This is a genomic window from Nocardia higoensis (assembly GCF_015477835.1).
Taxonomy (GTDB): domain Bacteria; phylum Actinomycetota; class Actinomycetes; order Mycobacteriales; family Mycobacteriaceae; genus Nocardia; species Nocardia higoensis_A.
Genome location: NZ_JADLQN010000001.1, coordinates 3,026,459 through 3,048,017, shown reverse-complemented (window position 1 = coordinate 3,048,017; position 21,559 = coordinate 3,026,459). Strand labels below are relative to the sequence as shown.

The window sequence follows — 21,559 nt, the reverse complement described above, 5'->3', positions numbered from 1 at the left end:
CGGCCGGGTTAGGGTGAGGACCATGACCTCGCTCTCGGACGATCGGGTTCGCGAATTCCTCACCCACGGCACCAGGACCGGCAAACTCGCCTTCGTCGCCTCGGACGGTCGTCCGGTGGTCGCGCCGATCTGGTTCCTGGTCGAGGGCGAGGAGATCGTCTTCACCACCGGCGCGGACACCGGCAAGGCGAGGGCTTTGGCGCGGGACCCGCGGGCGGCCCTGTGCGTGGATCTCGAGGCCGCGCCCTACGCCTTCGTACAGGTCCAGGGCACGGTGCGGACCTCGGAGGATCCCGGCGAACTCCTGCGCATCGCGACCGCGCTCGGCGCGCGGTACATGGGCGCCGACCGCGCCGAGGAATTCGGTCGCCGCAACGGTGTTCCGGGCGAACTGGTCGTGCGACTGCGCCCGGCCAAGGTGATCGCTGCCTTCGACGTGACCGCCTGAATCGCCGAACCCGGCGGCTCGGGGTCGGGACCCGCCCACACGCCGGACTCGCGGCGCCTGCCGGACCGGCTCGGAGCCGCGGACCTGTACCGGGCTCGTGACGGCGGATCCGCGGCCGTGACAGACTCGCGGTCATGACCGTGCACTTCATCGGGGCCGGACCGGGCGCCGCCGACCTGCTGACCGTGCGCGCGGTCACCCTGCTGCGCGACTCGCCCGTCTGTCTCTACGCGGGCACCTATCTCGATCCCGAGGTGCTGGCGCACTGCGCTCCCGGCACGCGGCTGATCGACACCCAGCACCTCGACCTGGACGAGATCACCGAGCACCTGCTCGCCGCGCATCGGGAAGGCAAGGATGTCGCCAGGCTGTGCTCGGGCGACCCTTCCCTCTATTCGGCCCTCACCGAGCAGACTCGCCGCCTCGACGCCCATGGCGTCCCGTGGGACGTCACACCCGGTGTGCCCGCCTATGCCGCGGCCGCCGCGCTGCTCGGCGCCGAGCTCACCGTTCCCGAGGTGGTCCAGTCCGTCGTGCTGACCCGCACGAGGAAACGTTCCACCGCCATGCCGGAGTCGGAGTCGCTGGGCGAGTTCGCCCGCACCGGGGCGACGCTCGTCCTGCATCTGGCGATCACCCGCACCCGCGTCCTCGCCGAGGAGCTGGCGGCGCACTACGGCTCGGACTGTCCGGCCGCTGTCGTCTACCGCGCCTCGCAGCCGGGCCAGCTCGTCCTGCGCGGCACCTTGGCCGATATCGCCGATCAGGTGGAGTCCGCCGGTCTGCGGCAGGCGGCCGTCATCCTCGTCGGCCGCGCCCTCACGCCGGCCATCACCTGCACCACCTCGCACCTCTACGATCCGGCACGCGATCGGCGCCCGCCGCAGCGGTCCGCCATCTGACCGGGGCGTTCGCGGTGTGATGTCCGCAACACCCGCCCTCGGGCCCGACATGTCCGACGCTACCAGGCGTAATAGCTCGTCGCTATGGGGCTTGGTTGGTCGGGTGGCTACCGCGACGGTAGATTGTCCCGGTGATCAGGAACGAACGTCCCGGCTCGGCCGGTCGGTGGGCAGATGGCACGGTCCGGCCGATGTAACGACGTCGGCTGAAGACAGATAGTGCCAGTGAACTTCTTTGCCCGAAGCTTTCACAGAGCACGGCAGGGATTCGAGAACTACAAGCATGGGACGCAGGCGCCACGACTCGCAGACGTGGGGTCGGCGTCCGGGTGTCGTCTGGGAGCGCTCGGCGTGGCGTTCCGGAAGCGAGGTTACGGTTGGACCGGCGGGATTTCGGCGCGAACGGCGAAGCACGTGGCGAGTACTTCCCACTGTCGCCCGCGCAGCTGGGTATCTGGTACGCCCAGCACGTCGATCCGCAGGTGCCGATCAATATCGCACAGTATGTCGAGATCCGGGGTGAGCTGGATCTGGACGCGCTGGAGCGTGCCAGCGCGGCCGCGGGCCTGGAGATGGGCTCGGGGTTCCTCCGGATCGTCGAGCGTGACGGTGAGCCGCTGCAGACCGTCGATCCGAGCCTGGACGCCACTCTCGAATACGTCGACCTGCGCGAGGCCGACGACCCGGAGGCCGCGGCCGCCGAGTGGATGCGCGCGGAGTACAGCCGCCCCCTCGACATCGTCGAAGACCGCCTGATCCGCGCCGCCGCGCTGCGGCTGGCCGAGGACCGCTGGTACTGGTACTCGCGCGCCCACCACATCGTGCTCGACGGCTTCGGCGCGATGACCTTCCAGAACCGGATCGCCGAGCACTACACGGCCATGGTGACCGGTGCCGAGGCGAGCCCGTCCAAGGCCACCGATCTGCGCGCGCTCTACGAGTCCGAGCTGGCCTATCGCGACAGCTCTCGCTTCGGCAGCGACAAGGAGTACTGGGCCGAGCGGGTCGCGGGCCTGGAGGAAGGCTCCAGCCTCGCCGGCCGCTCCGCGCCGCCCGCCCCGGCCAACGGCGTCACCAGCGCCGCACTGAGCCCCGAGCAGGACGCCCGGCTGACCGAGGCGATCGCCCGCCACGACAACTCCCCGGCCGGACTGCTGATCGCCGCGTTCGCCGGTTATCTGGCGCAGATGACCGGTGTCGAGGATGTGATCCTGAGCCTGCCGGTCACCGCGCGCACCACCGCGGCCATGCGCCGCTCCGGCGGCGCGGTGTCCAACATCGTGCCGCTGCGCCTGCGCGTGGCCCACGACACGACCGTCGCCGACCTGCTCGAACAGGTGCGTCTGGCCGTCTCCGGCGCGCTGCGCCACCAGCGCTACCGCCACGAGGACATCCGCCGCGACACCGCGGGCGACGGCGTGGTGACCACGGAATTCTTCGGCCCGTGGGTCAACATCATGCTGTTCCACAGCGAGGTGACCCTGGGACGCACCGAGGGGCAGCTCAATGTGCTGTCCACCGGCAGCATCGAGGATCTGGGCGTCAACTTCTACCAGTCGGTGGCGGGCAGCCGGTCGCACATCGACTTCGAGACCAACCCGAACCTCTACACCGAGGCCGAGGCCGCCGCCCATCACGGCCGCTTCCTGGAATTCTTCGATCGTTTCCTGGCCGCCGACGCCGACGCCGCCGTGTGGGACCTGCCGGTCGTCGGCGCGGCCGAGCGCGAACGCACGCTGGTCGAGTGGAACGACTCCGCCGCCGAGGTGCCGGACACCACCCTCACCGCACTGCTGGACGCGCAGGCACTGCGCACGCCCGACCGGATCGCGCTGCACTTCGAGGGCGAGACGCTGACCTACGGCGCGTTCGCCGCCCGGGTCAACCGGCTGGCCAGGTACCTGATCGACGACGGCGTGGGGCCGGAGTCGCTGGTGGCACTCGGCATGCGCCGCTCGCTGGATCTGGTGATCGGCATGCACGCGGTACTCGCCGCCGGTGGCGCGTATGTGCCGATCGACCCCGATCATCCGGCCGATCGCACCGCCTACATCCTCGACAGCGCCGACCCGGTGTGCGTGCTCACGGTCTCCGGCGACGAGCTGGAACTGCCGGACACGGTGCGCCGCGTCGAGATCGACACCCTGGACGTCGCGCGTTTCGCCGCCGCGCCGCTGACCGACGTGGAGCGGCTCGGTCCGCTGCGTCCCGGCAACACCGCCTACGTCATCTACACCTCGGGTTCGACCGGCCGTCCCAAGGGCGTCGCGGTCACCCATCACGCGATCGTCAACCAGCAGCTGTGGATGCTCGACGAGTACCGGCTCACCGAGGACGACGTCTACCTGCAGAAGACCGCGACCACCTTCGACGTGTCGCTGTGGGGTTACTTCCTGCCGCTGATGGTCGGCGCCGAGCTGGTCGTCGCCTCGCCGGACGGGCATCGCGACCCGCTCTATGTCGCCGACATGATCGAGCGGCACCAGGTGACGGTCACCGACTTCGTGCCGTCCATGCTCACGGTGTTCGTCGCGCACGCCACCGCGGAGCAGGTGCGCAGCCTGCGCGCGGTGTTCGTCATCGGTGAGGCGCTGCCCCCGGAGACGGCCGCGCAGTTCCGCGCCCTGACCAGCGGTGCGAACGGGCAGGCCGCGGGCCTGCACAACCTGTACGGTCCCACCGAGGCCGCGGTCTCGGTGACCTACTGGGAGGCCACCCCGGCCGACACCGTGACCGTGCCGATCGGCATCCCGGAGTGGAATGTCGACGTCTACGTGCTGGATTCGCGGCTGCGTCCGGCCGCGATCGGCGTGCCCGGCGAGCTGTACCTGGGCGGGCGCCAGCTGGCGCGCGGCTACCGGGGCAGGCCGGACCTGACCTCGGACCGGTTCGTCGCCAATCCGTTCGGCGGAAGCGATACCACTCCCGCCGGTTCGCGCATGTACCGCACCGGCGACCTGGTGCGCTGGAACGCCGCGGGCACGCTGGAATACATCGGCCGCACCGACTTCCAGGTCAAGTTCCGCGGTCAGCGCATCGAGCTCGGCGAGATCGAGACCGTCACGCTGGCCCATCCCTCGGTCAGCCAGTCCGCGGTGCTCGTGGTCGACACCGCCACCGGCCAGCAGCTGGTCGCCTACGTGGTGCCCGCGCCGGGCCAGAGCATCGACCCGGCCGAGCTGATCCGCTTCGCCGCCGAGCAGTTGCCGAGCTACATGGTGCCCGCCTCGGTGATGGTGCTCGAGGCCTTCCCGCTCAACACCTCGGGCAAACTGGACCGCAAGGCGCTGCCGGAGCCGGTGTTCGCCACCGACGCGGGCTACCGGGCGCCGCGCACCCAGGCCGAGCAGATCGTGGCGAACATCTTCGCCGACGTGCTCAGCCAGGATCGGGTGGGTATCGACGACAACTTCTTCGATCTGGGCGGCAACTCGCTGGTCGCCACCCAGGTGGTCGCGCGCGTCGGCGCCGCCTTCGGCGCCCGCGTGGGTGTGCGCACCCTGTTCGAGACTCCCACCGTCGCGGGGCTGGCCGCGCGCGCCGAGAGCGCCTCGGCCACCGAGGAATCGCGTCCGCCGCTGGTCGCCATGACGCTGCCGGACCGGGTGCCGCTCTCGCCGGCGCAGCAGCGCATGTGGTTCATCAACCAGTTCGACCCGACGGCACCGACCTACAACCTGCCGTTCGTGGTTCGCTTGCGCGGAAACGTCGACATCGACGCGCTGAAGGCGGCGCTCAACGATGTGATGGCGCGCCAGGAGTCGCTGCGCACGATCTTCCCCGAGTCCGGCGACGGCGGCTACCAGCAGGTGATCCCGGACGACGAGATCAACCTCGCGATCGCGGTGCAGGCCATCGACGAGAACGAGTTGCCCGGCGTGCTGGCCGAATTCGCGGCCACCGGCTTCGACGTCTCGCGCGAGTTGCCGATCCGGGTACGGATCTTCACCGTCACCGGCGGCACCACCAACGGCGCGCCCGATCACGCGGTCGCCTTCGTGGTGCACCACATCGCCGCCGACGGCTTCTCGTTCGGACCGCTCTCGCGCGATGTCGCCGCCGCGTACCTCGCGCGCGCCGTGGGGCAGGCCCCGCAGTGGGCGCCGCTGCCGGTGCAGTACCAGGACTACACGGTCTGGCAGCGTGAGCTGCTCGGCGCGGAATCCGATCCGGAATCGATGGCCGCGCGCCAGATCGCGTACTGGCAGCGCACACTGGCGGGCCTGCCCGACCAGATCGAGCTGCCCACCGACCGCCCGCGTCCGCCGGTGCAGAGTTTCCGTGGCGCGACAACGTATTTCGACATCGACGCGCCGTTGCACGCCGAACTGTCGGCGCTGGCCCGCGCGCAGGGCGTCAGCTTGTTCATGGTCCTGCACGCCGCGCTGGCCGTACTCATGGGCAGGCTGTCGGGCAGCGGTGACGTGGCCATCGGCACCCCGATCGCCGGTCGTGGCGAGCAGGCCCTCGACGACCTGATCGGCATGTTCGTCAACACCCTGGTGTTGCGCTCGGACGTCGACGGCGCGCAGCCGTTCACCGAATTCCTCGCCCGCACAAGGGAAACCGACCTGCAGGCGTTCGCGCACGCCGACGTGCCGTTCGAGCGGCTGGTCGAGGTGCTCAACCCGACCCGTTCGCAGGCGCGGCACCCGCTGTTCCAGGTGATGCTGTCGTTCCAGGAGATGGCGCACGGCACGCTGGAGCTGCCCGGCCTGACGGTGAGCGCCGCCGAGGTCGAGGTCCCGATCGCCAAGTTCGATCTGCTGTGGACGCTGACCGAGCAGCGCTCGGCCGCGGGGGAGCCCGCGGGCATCGCCGCGGTGCTGTCCTATGCCACGGATCTGTTCGACGACACCACCGTCGAGGAGTTCAACCGCCGTTTCCTGCGCGTGCTGCGCGCGGTCGCGACCTCGGCCGATGTCGCCGTGCGCGATATCGAGATCCTGGAACCGGCCGAGCAGCGGCGCGTGCTCACCGAGTGGAACCGCACCGCGCACGAGGTACCCGCGGTCACCACCGTGCTCGAACTGTTCGACCAGACCGCGCGCAGGCGTGCCGCCGCCACCGCCCTGGTCTTCGATCCGGGCGAGCGCTCCGACGGTGAGTTCGGGCCTGCGGGCGAGCTGACCTACGCGGAGTTCGCCGCGCGGGTGAATCGCCTGGCGCGCAAGCTGATCGAGTTGGGCGTGGGCCCCGACCTGCTGGTCGCGGTCGGCATCCGCCGCTCCATCGACATGCTGGTCGCGGTGTACGCGACGGTCGCCGCGGGCGGTGGCTACGTGCCGATCGATCCCGATCACCCGGCCGAGCGCACCGAATACGTGCTGGCGGGCGCGCGTCCGGTGGTCCTGCTGACCACCACCGGCGACGATGTCCGAAGCCAGGATCCGGCGACCTGCCCGGTGGTGTACGTCGACACCGTCGAGCTTGACTCCTACGACGACGCCCCGATCGCCGCCGGTGAGCGGCGCGGGCTGCTGCGGCCGGACAACACCGCCTACGTGCTCTACACCTCCGGTTCCACCGGCAGGCCGAAGGGCGTGGCGGTCAGCCATGCCGCGCTGTTGAACCAGATGGCCTGGAAGATCGCCGAGAGCGGCATCGACGAGACCGACGTCGTGCTGCACAAGACGCCGTTCACCTTCGACGCCTCGGTGTGGGAGCTGTTCGCCACCCTGATCGTCGGCGCGGAGATGATCATCGCCGCGCCCGACGGGCATCGCGATCCGCTGTACCAGTCCGAGGTGATCTGGCGGCACCAGGTCACCATGACCTCGTTCGTGCCCTCGCTGCTGTCGGTGTTCGCAGCGACCGCGCCCGCCGCCGAATGCACCTCGCTGCGCGCGGTCTTCGTCGGCGGCGAGGCGCTCACGCCCGCCACGGTGGCGCTGTTCCGCCGGCTCAGCCCGGCGGCCGTGCTCAACCTCTACGGTCCTACCGAATTCACCGTCAACGCCACCTCCTGGCGGGTGGGCGCCAACGGCTCTTCGGTGCCGATCGGCCGTCCGGTGTGGAACGCGCGCGCGTACGTCCTGGACGAGGCGCTGCGTCCGGTGCCCGCCGGTGTCGCGGGTGAGCTGTACCTGGGGGGCGCGCAGATCGCGCGCGGCTACCTCGGCCGCCCCGATCTGACCGCCGAGCGCTTCGTCGCCGACCCGTTCGGCGCGCCGGGCGAACGGCTCTACCGCACCGGCGACCTGGTGCGCTGGAAGGTCGACCAGCACGGCGGTTCCGATTCCGTCGTCGCCGACATCCGCCGTGCGGCGCCGTCCGGGGTGGGCGTGCTCGAGTACATCGGCCGCACCGACTTCCAGGTCAAGTTCCGCGGCCAGCGCATCGAACTCGGCGAGATCGAGTCGGCGCTGCTCGAGCAGGACGCGATCACCCAGGCCGCGGTACTGGTCATCGACACCGTCGCGGGCGACCAGCTGGTCGCCTACGTGGTCGGCTCGGGCTCGAGCGATTCGGCCCCGGTGGACGAGATCGACACCGAGGACGTCAAGACCGCGCTGCGCCGCAGGCTGCCCGCCTACATGGTGCCCTCGGTCGTCATGGCGCTGGCCGAGTTCCCGCTCAACGCCTCCGGCAAGCTCGATCGCAAAGCTTTGCCCGCGCCGGTGTTCGAGGTGCGCGAGTTCCGCGCGCCGACGACGCCGATCGAGGAGATCGTCGCGCAGATCTTCGGCGAGGTGCTCGGCCTGCCGCGCGTCGGCGTCGACGACGACTTCTTCGACCTGGGCGGCAACTCGCTGATCGCCACCCAGGTGGCCTCCCGCCTCGGCATCGCCCTGGACACCAGGGTGCCGGTGCGGATGCTGTTCGAGGCATCCACCGTGGCCGCGCTGGCGGCGCGGGTGGAGACCCAGGCCGGTGACGGCGCGCGCAAGGCGCTGGTCGCCAAGGACCGCCCGGAGCAGGTGCCGCTGTCGCTGTCGCAGCAGCGCATGTGGTTCCTCAACCGGTTCGACGACTCCAATGTCGCCTACAACATCCCGGTCGCCATGCGGCTGTCCGGCGATCTGGACATCGCCGCGCTGCAGGTCGCGGTCATCGACGTCATCGACCGGCACGAGTCGCTGCGCACGGTTTTCCCGGAGACCGAGAACGGCCCCGTGCAGGTGGTGCTCGACGCGGCCCAGATCGTGCCCGACCTGACCCCGTACCGCGTCACCGAGGACACCCTGATCGACCACTTGGTCGACCTGGCGTCGGTGGCCTTCGACGTCACCAGCGAAGTCCCGCTGCACGCCCGGCTGTTCGAGATCAACGACTCGGAGTTCGTGCTCGGCATGGTCGTGCACCACATCTCCGCCGACGGCTGGTCGATGGTGCCGCTGGCCCGCGACGTGATGCTCGCCTACGCGGCGCGCACCTCGTGGGAGGCTCCGGCGTGGGCCGAATTGCCGGTCCAATACGCCGATTACGCGCTGTGGCAGCGCGAGGTGCTCGGCTCCGAGGACGATCCGGCCTCGCTCATCTCCAGCCAGATCGCCTACTGGGCCCGCCAGCTCGACGATCTGCCCGACGAACTGGTGCTGCCCGCGGACCACCCGCGCCCGGCCGCCGCCTCCTACCGGGGCGGCACCTACCCGTTCGTGATCTCCGGCGAGACCCAGAACGCTCTGGTCGAGCTCGGCCGCCGCTACAACGCCTCGCTGTTCATGGTCATGCACAGCGCGCTGGCGGTCCTGCTGGCGCGGCTGTCGGGCACCTCCGACATCGCCATCGGCACCCCGGTCGCCGGGCGCGGTGAGGCCGCGCTCGACGATCTGATCGGCATGTTCGTCAACACTCTGGTGCTGCGCACCGAGGTATCCGGTTCGGCGAGCTTCGCCGACCTGCTCGATCAGGCCCGCGAGACCGACCTGCAGGCCTTCGCGCACGCCGACGTGCCCTTCGAGCGACTGGTCGAGGTGCTCAACCCGGCCCGCTCGCAGGCCCGCCATCCGCTGTTCCAGGTGCTGCTGGCGTTCCAGAACACCAAGCAGGCCAGCCTGCAGCTGCCCGGCCTGTCGGTCAGCGGCATCGACTACGACGCCGGGCTGGCCAAGTTCGACCTGCAACTGACCCTGCAGGAAGCCCACGACGAGCGCGGCGAGCTGGCCGGTATGTCGGCCGAGTTCTCCTACGCCCTGGACCTTTTCGAGGAATCGACGGTCGCGGCGTTCGCGCGCAGGTTGGACCGGGTGCTGGCCGCGGTCATCGCCGACCCCGACGTCCCGATCGGCGACATCGACCTGCTGGCCCCGCAGGAACAGCATCAGGTGCTGTCGGGCTGGAACGACACCGCCCACGACGTGCCCTCGCAGCACACACTGGTGTCGCTGTTCCGGGCCCAGGTCGAGGCGACCCCCGACGCGGTCGCGCTGGTGTGCGCCGACGAGTCGCTGACCTACGCCGAGCTGAGCGCGCGGGTGCACAGCGTCGCGAGCCGGTTGACCGTCGCGGGCGTCGGCCCGGAATCGCTGGTGGCACTGGGCATTCGCCGGTCCACCGAGCTGGTTGTGGCCATGTACGCGGTACTGGCCGCCGGTGGCGCGTACGTGCCGCTCGACCCGGATCAGCCGGGCGACCGCATCAAGCACATTCTCGACACCGCCGTGCCCGCGCTGGTGCTCACCACCCGTCGCGACGGGTTCGCCGACGTGGTCGACGCCACCGTGCCGACGCACTACGTCGAGGACCTGCTCGCCGACGGCCAGGAGATCTCCGCGGCCCCGGCCGCCGCACCGATCGCGCGGCCGGGCAACACCGCCTACGTCATCTTCACCTCCGGTTCGACCGGCCGTCCGAAGGGCGTGGCGGTCGGTCACGCCGCGATCGTGAACCGCCTGCTGTGGATGCAGGCGCAGTACCCGATCGGCGCCGCCGACGCCGTGCTGCAGAAGACCCCGGCCACCTTCGATGTGTCGGTGTGGGAGTTCTTCTGGCCCTTGCAGACCGGTGCGCGCCTGGTCGTCGCCAAGCCCGACGGGCACCGCGATCCGGTGTACCTGGCGCAGATCATCGCCGAACAAGGCATCACCACCGCGCACTTCGTGCCGTCCATGCTGTCGGTGTTCGTCTCGACGCTCGGCACCGATCACAGCACCGGCAACGGCGACGCGTCGTTGCCCGCGCTGCGCCTGCGGCAGGTCTTCGCCTCCGGTGAGGCCCTGCCCGCGCCCACCGCGCAGCGTCTGCGCGAGCTGACCGGCGCCCGCCTGCACAACTTGTACGGCCCCACCGAGGCCGCCGTCGACGTGACCTATCACGAGGTCACCGACGCCGACACCGTCGCGGTGCCGATCGGCCGTCCGGTGTGGAACACCGAGGTGTTCGTGCTCGACGCGCGTCTGCACCCCGTCGCACCGGGTGTCGCGGGTGAGCTGTACCTGGCGGGCGATCAGCTGGCCCTGGGCTACCTGGGCCGCAGCGATCTGACCGCGGACCGTTTCGTGGCCAACCCCTACGGTGGCGCGGGCGCGCGCATGTACCGCACCGGCGACCTGGTGCGTTGGACCGCCGCCGGGGAGCTGGAGTACCTGGGCCGCACCGACTTCCAGGTGAAGCTGCGCGGTCTGCGCATCGAGCTCGGCGAGATCGAGGCCGCGCTGCTGGCCCAGCCCGGTGTCGCCCAGTCGGTCGTGGTCGTGCGCACCGATCCGCACGCGGGCGACCAGCTCGTCGGCTACGTGGTGACCGACCAGGAGACCCCGTTCGCCCTCGACGCGGTGAAGTCCGGGCTGGCCGCGAGCCTGCCGGGCTACATGGTGCCCTCGGCGATCGTCGTGCTCGACGAGTTCCCGGTCAACGCCTCGGGCAAGCTGGACCGCAAGGCGCTGCCCGCGCCGGTCTTCGAGGCCAAGACCTTCCGCGCCCCGGCGACCCCGATCGAGGAGATCGTCGCCGACATCTTCGCCGACCTGCTCGGCGTGGACCGCGTCGGCGTGGACGACGACTTCTTCGGCCTCGGCGGCAACTCGCTGGTCGCCACCCAGGTCGCCGCACGGCTGAGCAAAGCGCTGAACACCGAGATCGGTGTGCGCGCGCTGTTCGAGGCCCCGACCGTCGGCGCGCTCGCCGCGCGGGTCGAATCGCACGCCGGAACCGGTGTGCGCCAAGCGCTCACGGCCGGACAGCGGCCCGAACACCCGCCGCTGTCGCTGGCTCAGCAGCGCATGTGGTTCCTCAACCGCTTCGACACCGGCCCGGAGTCGGCGGGAGCGGCGAGCACCTACAACATCCCGGCCGTGGTGCGGCTGCGCGGCCTGCTCGATCTGGCCGCGTTGCGTGGCGCGGTCGCCGACGTGATCGCGCGGCACGAGACGCTGCGCACCGTGTACCCGTCCCACGACGGCGTGGCCTACCAGCGCGTGTTGCCCGCCGCCCGGGCCATCCCCGAGCTCGACGTGGTCGAGGTGGACGAGCGCGCACTGCTCGGCAAGCTCTACGAATTCGTCAACGGCGGCTTCGACGTGACCGCCGAGCCGCCGGTGCGCCTGCGCATCCACGAGCTCGGCGAACGCGACTACGTGCTGGCGCTGGTGGTCCATCACATCGCCGCCGACGGTTTCTCGATGCGACCGCTGGTGCGCGACCTGATGACCGCCTACGTCGCCCGTACCGGCAACACCGAGCCGGGCTGGCAGCCGCTGGCCGTGCAGTACATCGACTTCGCGCTGTGGCAGCGCGAGACCCTCGGCGACGAGGACGACCGCACCTCGCTGATCTCCGAGCAGCTCGACTACTGGCGCACCGCGCTGGCCGATCTGCCCGAGGAACTGCGCCTGGTCAACAAGCCGCGCCCGACGGTGGCGAGCTACCGGGCGGGCACGCACCGCTTCCGGGTGCCCGGCGCGCTGATCGACGAGCTCAACCGGGTCGCGCACGCCGGCGGCACCACGCTGTTCATGGTGGTGCACGGCGCCTTCGCCACACTGCTGTCGCGGTTGTCCGGCGGCGAGGACATCGCCATCGGCATTCCGGTGGCCGGTCGCGGCGAGCAGGCGCTCGACGACCTGGTCGGCATGTTCGTCAACACTCTGGTGCTGCGGACTCGAGTGGATTCAGGGGCTTCGTTCACCGACCTCCTCGCCCAGGTCCGCGAACGTGACCTGCAGGCCTTCGCGCACGCCGACGTGCCGTTCGAGCGGCTGGTCGAGGTGCTCAACCCAACCCGTTCGCAGGCGCGGCACCCGCTGTTCCAGGTGATGCTCTCGTTCCAGAACCTGGGCCGCACCTCGCTGGAGCTGCCCGGCCTGACCGTCGAGGAACTGGGCATCGACCCGCCGACGGCCAAGTTCGACCTGCAGCTGACGCTCAGCGAGATCCCCGGCGCCGACGCCGAGATGGATGCCGAGCTGGTCTACGCCACCGACCTGTTCGACGCCGGCTACGCCGAGGCCTTCGCCGCCCGCTTCCTGCGCGTACTGCGCGGCATCGCGGCCGCGCCGCGCGCCGCGGTGGGCGATCTGGAATTGCTCGACGCCGCCGAACGTGATCTCGTCGTCCGGCAGTGGAACGACACCGAATTCGCCGTCGACGCCGCGCTCACCGCGCCGGTGGTCGACGCCGCGGCGACCCTGGTGGCCATGTTCGAGGCGCAGGTCGCGCGCACTCCCGACGCGACCGCGCTCACCTTCGAGGGGACGAGTCTGTCCTACGCCGAGTTCGCGAGCCGGGTGCACCGCCTGGCGCGCTGGCTCAAGGACAACGGCGTCGGCCCGGAATCGTATGTCGGTCTCGGTATCCGGCGTTCTATGGACCTGCTGGTCGGCATGTACGCGATCAGCGCGGCCGGTGGCGCCTACGTGCCGCTGGACCCGGACAACCCGGCCGAGCGCATCGAGCACATCCTGGAGACCGCGGGACCGGTCTGCGTGCTGACCTCCGGTTCGGACCTCGACGTGACGCTCGCGCGCCAGGTCCGCATCGATCAGCTCGACCTGTCCGGCTACTCCGACGAGCCGCTGACCGATGCCGACCGGCACCGGCCCCTGCGCACCGGCAACACCGCCTACGTCATCTTCACCTCCGGTTCCACCGGTCGCCCCAAGGGCGTGGCTGTCAGCCATGCCGCGATCGTCAACCGCCTGGTCTGGGGTCACGCCCAGTACGGGCTGGCCGCCGACGACGTGGTCCTGCAGAAGACCCCCGCGACCTTCGACGTGTCGGTGTGGGAGTTCTTCTGGCCGCTGCAGGTCGGCGCGCGCCTGGTGATCGCCCGTCCCGACGGCCATCGCGACCCGGCCTACCTGGCGCAGCTGATCATCGACGAGCAGATCACCACCGCGCACTTCGTGCCGTCGATGATGTCGCTGTTCGTCACCGAGCCGCGCGCGGCCGAGTGCACCGGTCTGCGCAATGTCTTCGCCTCCGGCGAGGGCCTGCCCGCGGTCACCGCGCAGCGTCTGCGCGAGCTGACCGGCGCCCGCCTGCACAACCTGTACGGCCCGACCGAGGCCGCCGTCGAGGTGACCTTCCACGAGGTCACCGCCGCCGACACGGTGACCGTGCCGATCGGCGCCCCGGTGTTCAACACCCAGGTCTACGTGCTGGATTCGCGGTTGCGGCCGGTCCCGGTCGGCGTGCCGGGCGAGCTGTACCTGGCGGGCGCGCAGCTGGCCTACGGCTATGTCACCCGCCCCGACCTGACCACAGAGCGTTTCGTCGCCGACCCGTTCGCGCACGGCGCGCGCATGTACCGCACCGGCGACCTGGTGGCCTGGACCCCCGGCGGGGAACTGGAGTACCTGGGCCGCACCGACTTCCAGGTCAAGCTGCGCGGCCAGCGCATCGAGCTCGGCGAGATCGAGTCCGCGCTCACCGCGCTGCCGCAGATCTCGCAGTCGGTCGTCGTGGTCCGCCACGACGAGCGCACCGGCGACCAGTTGGTGGCCTACCTGATCGCCGAACCGAACTTCACCATCGGGCTGGACGCGGTGAAGGCGGTGCTGGCCGAACAGCTTCCGGCCTACATGGTGCCCGCCGCGTTCGTGGTGCTCGACGCCTTCCCGCTCAACGCCTCCGGCAAGCTCGACCGCAAGGCGCTGCCGGAACCGGCGTTCGAGGCCAAGACCTTCCAGGCCCCGGTCACCCCGGTGCAGCAGATCGTGGCCAGCGCCTTCGGCGACATCCTCGGCCTGGAGCGGGTCGGCCTGGACGACGACTTCTTCGTCCTGGGCGGCAACTCGCTGGTCGCCACTCAGCTGGCGGCCCGCCTCGGCGCCGCGCTGGACACCCATATCCCGTTGCGCACCCTGTTCGAGGCATCCACCGTCGCGGCGTTGGCCGCCAAGGTGGACAGCGCCACCGGCGGTCCCGGCAAGCCCGCGCTGACCGCGCAGCCGCGGCCCGAGCCGGTCACCCTGGCCGACGGCGCGACCGTCGAGCTGGTGCCGCTCTCGCCCGCGCAGCAGCGGATGTGGTTCCTCAACCGCTTCGACAACCGCACCGCCGTCAACAACATCCCGGTCGCGGTCCGGCTGACCGGCGAGCTGGACGCCGTGGCGCTGCGCGCGGCGATCCGCGACGTGGTGGCCAGGCACGAGACCCTGCGCACCGTCTACCCCGAGGTGGACGGCCAGGGCTACCAGCGCGTGCTGCCCGCCGACGAGGCGCGGGTGGACCTGGACACCGAATGGGTGCCCGCCGCCGACGCGCCGCGGCGCGTGGTGGAGCTGGCGAGCGCGCACTTCGACGTCACCACCGAGATCGCCTTCCGCGCGACCCTGCTGACCCTCGACCAGCGCAACAACCTGCTGGTGCTGGTCATGCACCACATCAGCGCCGACGGTTTCTCGCTGCGCCCGCTGCTGCGCGACATCGTCGTGGCCTACACCGAGCGCACCCGCGGCGAGGCCCCGAACTGGGCCCCGCTGGACGTGCAGTACGCCGACTACACCCTGTGGCAGAGGTCTGTCCTGGGCAGCGAGGACGATCCGGAGTCGGTGGCCGCCGCGCAGCTGGCCTACTGGACCGGCCAACTGGCCGATCTGCCCGACCAGATCGAGCTGCCCGCCGACCGGCCGCGCCCGGAGATCGCCTCCAACGCCGGTGGACTGCACCACTTCTCGGTGGACGCCGAACTGCATCGCGCGCTGAACGACGTGGCGCGCGCGCACGGCGTCACCCTGTTCATGGTCGTGCACGCCGCGCTGGCCACCTGGGCCGCGCGCCTGTCCAACAGCACCGACATCGCGATCGGCACCCCGATCGCCGGTCGCGGCGAACGCGCGCTCGACGACATCGTCGGCATGTTCGTCAACACCCTCGTGCTGCGCAGCCAGGTCGAGCCCGGCACGACGTTCAGCGAACTGCTCGCCCAGGTGCGCCGCACCGACCTGGCCGCGTTCGCGCACGCCGACGTGCCGTTCGAGCAGCTGGTCGACGTGCTCAGCCCCGCCCGTTCGCAGGCTCACCACCCGCTGTTCCAGGTCGGCCTCACCTTCGAGGCGGCCTCGGCGAACGAGGCGGGCACCATCTCGCTGCCCGGCCTGGATCTCGACATCGTCGACTTCGACGCGGGCACCGCGAAATTCGACATCCAGCTGACCGTCGGTGAAGGCGCCGACGGCGCGCTGGCGCTGTCGTGGAACTACGCGAGCGAACTGTTCGACCCGGAGACCGTCGCCTCCTTCGCCGATCGCCTGGTGCGCATCCTGCGCGGCGTCGCCGAGGACGCCACCGCGGTGGTCGGTGACATCGACCTGCTCGGTGAGATCGAGCGCCTCGACCTGTCCCAGCGCTGGGTCTCGGCCGGCGCGGACGGCGGCACCGGCCGCTTCGCCGACACCGGTGCGACCCTGGCCTCGCTGTTCGACCGGATGGTCGCCGCGCACCCTGATCGGGTCGCGGGCCGCTTCGGCGCGGATTCACTGACCTACGCCGAACTGGACCGGCGCGCGAATGTACTGGCGCGCAGGTTGATCGAGGACGGTGCGGGACCGGAGTCGCTGGTCGCGGTGATCCTGCCGCGCTCGCTGGATCTGGTGATCGCGCTGCTCGCGGTCGTCAAGACCGGCGCGGGCTACGTGCCGGTGGACCCGACCTACCCGGCCGACCGCATCGCCTACGTGCTCTCGGATTCCCGTCCCACCAGCGTCGTGCTGGATTCGACCGTCGAGGTGGAGGTCCCCGCCGGCCTGCCCGTGGTGGAAGTGGACGGGTACGGCGTGGAGACCGGCGACATGGAGGACGCCGACGACGCGCCGATCACCGACGCCGATCGCACCGCTCCGTTGTCCCCGGACAACGTCGCCTACGTCATCTACACCTCGGGTTCGACCGGTCGCCCCAAGGGCGTGGCGGTCGCGCACCGCAATGTGGTGCGCCTGATGGCCAATACCGACCGCGATTTCGGTTTCGGTCCCGAGGACGTGTGGACGCTGTTCCACTCCTACGCCTTCGACTTCTCGGTGTGGGAGCTGTGGGGTCCGCTGCTGTTCGGCGGCACCGTGGTGGTCGTCGACTACTACACCTCGCGCTCGCCCGAGCAGTTCCTGGAACTGCTGCGCGCCGAGCGCGTGACGGTGCTCAACCAGACACCGTCGGCGTTCTACCAGCTGGCCGAGGCGGACCGCACCGCCGCGCCGGACGCGGCGCCGCTCGCGCTGCGCTACGTGGTGTTCGGCGGCGAGGCGCTGGAGTTGCGCCGCCTGTCGGATTGGGTCGCCCGGCACGGTGATGCGTCGCCGCTGCTGGTGAACATGTACGGCATCACCGAGACCACGGTGCACGTGTCCTACCGCGCGCTGGACGCCGAGACGATCGCCGGGGCCGCGGGCAGCATCGTCGGTCGTGCCATCGCCGGCCTGAAGCTCTACGTGCTCGACAACCGGCTGCGGCCGGTGCCGGTGGGCGTCGCGGGCGAGATCTATGTCGCGGGCCCGCAGTTGGCGCGCGGCTACCTGGGCCGTCCCGATCTGTCGGCGGTCCGGTTCGTGGCGAACCCGCTGGCCGGCGCGGACGTCGCGGGCGAGCGGTTGTACCGCACCGGCGACCTGGCGCGCTGGAACCGGTCGGGCGAACTCGAGTACCTGGGGCGCGCCGACGATCAGGTGAAGGTGCGCGGCTTCCGCATCGAACTCGGTGAGATCGAGTCGGCCGTGCTGGCACAGCCCGGCATCGCCCAAGCGGCGGTCGTCGTGCGCGAGGACCAGCCGGGCGATCAGCGCATCGTCGCCTACGTCGTGGCCGAGCCGGGTGTCACCCCGGATCTGGACGCGGTGCGCGCCGGTGCGGGCGAGCGGCTGCCGTCCTACATGGTGCCCTCGGCGCTGGTGCGGCTGGAGTGGATTCCGCTCACCGTCAACGGCAAGCTGGACCGTCGTTCGCTGCCCGCGCCCGCGATGCAGGCCAAGACGTTCCGCGCGCCGGTCACCCCGGTGCAGGAGGCGGTCGCGGCGGTCTTCGCCGAGGTGCTGGACCTGCCGCGCGTCGGTGTCGACGACGATTTCTTCGACCTGGGCGGCAACTCGCTGATCGCCACTCGGGTGGCGGCCCGGATCGGTGCGGCGCTGGGCACCACGGTGCCGGTGCGCACGCTGTTCGAGGCCTCCACCGTGGAAGCGCTGGCCGCGCGCGTCGAATCGCACACCGGCGGCCCCGCCGCGGTCGCGTTGACCGCGCGCCCGCGCGACACCGGCGAACTGGTGCCGCTGTCCTACGCGCAGCAGCGCATGTGGTTCCTCAACAAGTACGACACCTCTTCGGCGACCTACAACCTGCCCATCGCCATTCGCCTGACCGGTGAGCTGGACGTGGCCGCGCTGCGCTTGGCGCTGGCCGACGTGGTGCGCAGGCACGAGTCGCTGCGCACCCGCTACCCCGAGCACGGCGGCACCCCGGTGCAGGTCGTGGTCCCGGCCGAGCAGATCGACATCGAGCTGCGCCCGGTGACGGTCGGCGCGGACCGGCTGGTCGAGGCGGTGACCGAGTTCGTCGGCGCCGGTTTCGATGTGGCCGAAGAGGTTCCGCTGCGCAGCAGGCTCTTCGCGGTCGCGAACGACGACGGCTCGAACCAGGACGGCGCGAACCAGGACGGCGCGAACCAGGACGGCGCGGCCGAGCACGTGCTGGTCGTGGTCGTACACCACATCGCGGCCGACGGCTTCTCCATGGGCCCGCTGACCCGCGACGTGATGACCGCCTACACCGCCCGCACCCACGACAGCGTGCCCGGCTGGGCGCCGCTGCCGGTGCAGTACGCCGACTTCGCGCTCTGGCAGCGCGAGACCCTCGGCGACGAATCCGATCCGGATTCGCTGATGGCGCGCCAGGTGGCGCACTGGCAGCGCGCGCTGTCGGGCATCGCCGACGAACTGGCGCTGCCCACCGACCGCCCGCGTCCCGCGGTGGCCTCCCATCGCGGCGCCACGCTGAGCACCGAACTGCCCGCCGAGCTGATGGCGGCGCTGGACACGGTGGCCCGCGCGCACGGCGCCTCGCTGTTCATGGTCGTGCACTCCGCGCTGGCGGTGCTGCTGGCCCGGCTGTCGGGCTCCGACGACATCACCGTCGGCACCCCGATCGCCGGTCGCGGTGAGGCGGCGCTCGACGACCTGGTCGGCATGTTCGTCAACACCCTGGTCCTGCGCACCGGCGTCGACGAGACCGAGTCCTTCACCGACCTGCTCGAGCGGGTGCGCCGCGCCGATCTGGACGCCTACGGCAATGCCGACGTCCCGTTCGAGCGGCTGGTGGAACTGCTGGCGCCGGAGCGCTCGCAGGCGCGCAACCCGCTGTTCCAGGTGATGTTGGCCTTCCAGAACCTGGACCGCGCCACGCTGGAACTGCCCGGTCTCTCGGTGGCCGCGCTCGACCTGGAAGAGAACGTCGCCCGCTTCGACCTGCAGTTCACCCTGTCGGAGAACGGCTCGGCCGCAGGCGATTCCGGTGAGCGGGCCGATTCGGCCCAGGCCGGTGCCGGGGCGATGACCTTGGCGCTGACCTACGCCACCGAACTGTTCGACGCCGACACCGCCGAGCAGATCGTGCGCCGCTGGGAGCGGGTGCTGACCGCCATCGCCGCCGATCCCACCACGGCCGTCGGCGCGATCGACGTACTCGACGTCGCCGAGCAGGCCGACCTGATCGCCCGCACCGGCGCGCCCGCCGTGTCCGCACGCACCCTGCCGGAGCTGCTGGCCGAGGCCGCCGCGCACGATCCGGCCGCACCCGCTGTCGTGTTCGAGGGGACAACTCTGTCCTACGGCCAGCTCGACGAGCGGTCCAACCGCCTGGCCCGGCTGCTCATCGCCGAGGGCATCGGCGCCGAGGATCTGGTCGCGGTCGGCGTGCCGCGATCGGCGGACTCGGTGTTCGCGGCGTGGGCGGTGTCCAAGACCGGCGCGGCCTTCGTGCCGGTGGACCCGAACTACCCGCCCGAACGCATCGCGCACATGGTCACCGACTCCGGTTCGCCGATCGGCCTGACCGTGGCCTCGGTGCTCGACGGCCTGCCCGGCTCGACCCGCTGGCTGGTGCTCGACGATCTCGACCTCAGCGCCTTCGACGGCGGCCCGATCACCGACGCGGACCGGGTGCGCCCGACGCGGCCGGAGCAGCCCGCCTACGTCATCTACACCTCCGGTTCCACCGGTGTGCCCAAGGGCGTCGTGGTCACCCACGCAGGCCTGGCCAACTTCCGGGCCGAGCAGGTGCGGCGCTATGACATCGACTCCGACACCCGCGCACTGCATTTCGCCTCGCCCAGCTTCGACGCCTCGATCCTCGAGCTGCTGCTGGCGCTCGGCGCGGGCGGCGCGCTGGTCGTGGTGCCGCCGGGCGTCTACGGCGGCGAGGAGCTCTCCGAGCTGATCCGCCGCGAGCGGGTCACGCACGCGTTCATCACCCCGGCGGCGCTGGCCACCTTCGACCCGGCCGGTCTGGACACCCTGCGGGTGCTGGTCGCCGGTGGCGAGGCGTGCCCGCCGGAACTGGTCGCGAAGTGGGCTGTCCCGCTGGGCGACACCGGTCGGATCCGGGCCTTCCACAACGGTTACGGCCCGACCGAGACCACCATCATGACCAACATCAGCGACGCCCTCACCCCGGGCGAGCTGGTGACCATCGGCGGACCGATCCGCGGTATGCGTTCGCTCGTCCTGGACAACCGGCTGCGGCCGGTGCCGGTGGGCGTCGCGGGTGAGCTGTACCTGTCGGGCATCCAGCTGGCGCGCGGCTATCACGCCCGCCCCGGCCTGACCGCCGACCGTTTCGTCGCCGATCCCTTCTCCGGCGACAGCTCCGAGCCGGGTGCGCGCATGTACCGCACGGGCGACGTGGTCCGCTGGACCCGCACCGGCGAAGTCGAATACGTGGGCCGCTCCGACTTCCAGGTCAAGGTGCGCGGCTTCCGCATCGAACTCGGCGAGATCGATGCCGCGCTCGCCTCGCACGACAGCGTCGACTTCGCGGTCACCGTCGGCCACGACAACGCCGCGGGCGCGACCGTGCTGGTGTCCTATGTCGTTGCCGCGCCCGGTCGTTCGATCGATGTGGCGACGCTGACCGGGCACGTCGAGCAGCGCCTGCCCGCCTACATGGTGCCCTCGTCGATCATGGTGATCGACCGGGTGCCGCTGACTCCGGTCGGCAAGCTGGACCGCAAGGCGCTGCCGGAGCCGGTGTTCGCGGCCGAGGTGGTCTTCCGTGCCGCGCGCACGCCGGTCGAGCAGATCATCGCCGAGGTGTTCGCCGAGGTGCTCGGCGTTCAGCGGGTCGGCGTGGACGACTCGTTCTTCGCCCTGGGCGGCGACTCGATCGTCTCCATCCAGCTGGTCTCGCGTGCCAAGGCGCGCGGCGTGGTGTTCACCCCGCGCCACGTCTTCGAGCAGAAGACCGTCGCCGGTCTGGCCGCGGTCGCCGAGACCGCCGAGGTCGGCGCGGCCACCGTGGCCAGGCTGGCCGAGCCCGCGGGCGGCGGTGTCGGCGAGATGCCGCTCACCCCGGTGGTGCGCTTCATGGCCGAACGGCCGGGCTCGTTCGGGCGGTTCAACCAGACCCTCGCGCTGGAGCTGCCCGCGGGCATCGACCGCGCGGGCATCGTCGCCACCGTCGGCGCGGTCGTCGACCGCCACGACATGCTGCGCGCGCGCCTGTACCGCGCCGACGCCGTGCCGACCGGCGGGGACACCACGGCGGACCGGGGCGACGCCTCGTCGGTCGACAACCGCACCGCGTGGGTCGTCGAGACCGCCGCGCCCGGCACCGTCGACGTCGA

The 21,559-nt window shown here is 71.0% G+C and carries 3 protein-coding genes (1 of these 3 only partly in view); all 3 read left to right on the top strand.

The features are described from left to right. The first annotated feature begins 22 nt into the window (after positions 1-22). On the top strand, positions 23-448 hold the full coding sequence (locus IU449_RS13675; RefSeq protein WP_195002144.1) for a PPOX class F420-dependent oxidoreductase: 426 nt from the start codon (positions 23-25) through the stop codon (positions 446-448). A gap of 134 nt (positions 449-582) precedes the next feature. Beyond that, positions 583-1,350 (top strand): precorrin-4 C(11)-methyltransferase, encoded by a 768-nt coding sequence (gene cobM, locus IU449_RS13670; RefSeq protein WP_195002143.1) that lies wholly within the window; start codon positions 583-585, stop codon positions 1,348-1,350. A gap of 377 nt (positions 1,351-1,727) precedes the next feature. Then, positions 1,728-21,559 carry the start of a non-ribosomal peptide synthase/polyketide synthase gene (locus IU449_RS13665; protein ID WP_195002142.1) on the top strand. The gene runs 24,121 nt beyond the window's last position, so 19,832 of the gene's 43,953 nt are visible here — the first part of the coding sequence; the start codon lies at positions 1,728-1,730; its stop codon lies beyond the right edge, outside the window.

Coding starts and splice junctions, on each gene's coding strand:
- IU449_RS13675 (WP_195002144.1), top strand. CDS start 23: ATGACCTCGCTCTCGGACGATCGGGTTCGCGAATTCCTCACCCACGGC.
- cobM (WP_195002143.1), top strand. CDS start 583: ATGACCGTGCACTTCATCGGGGCCGGACCGGGCGCCGCCGACCTGCTG.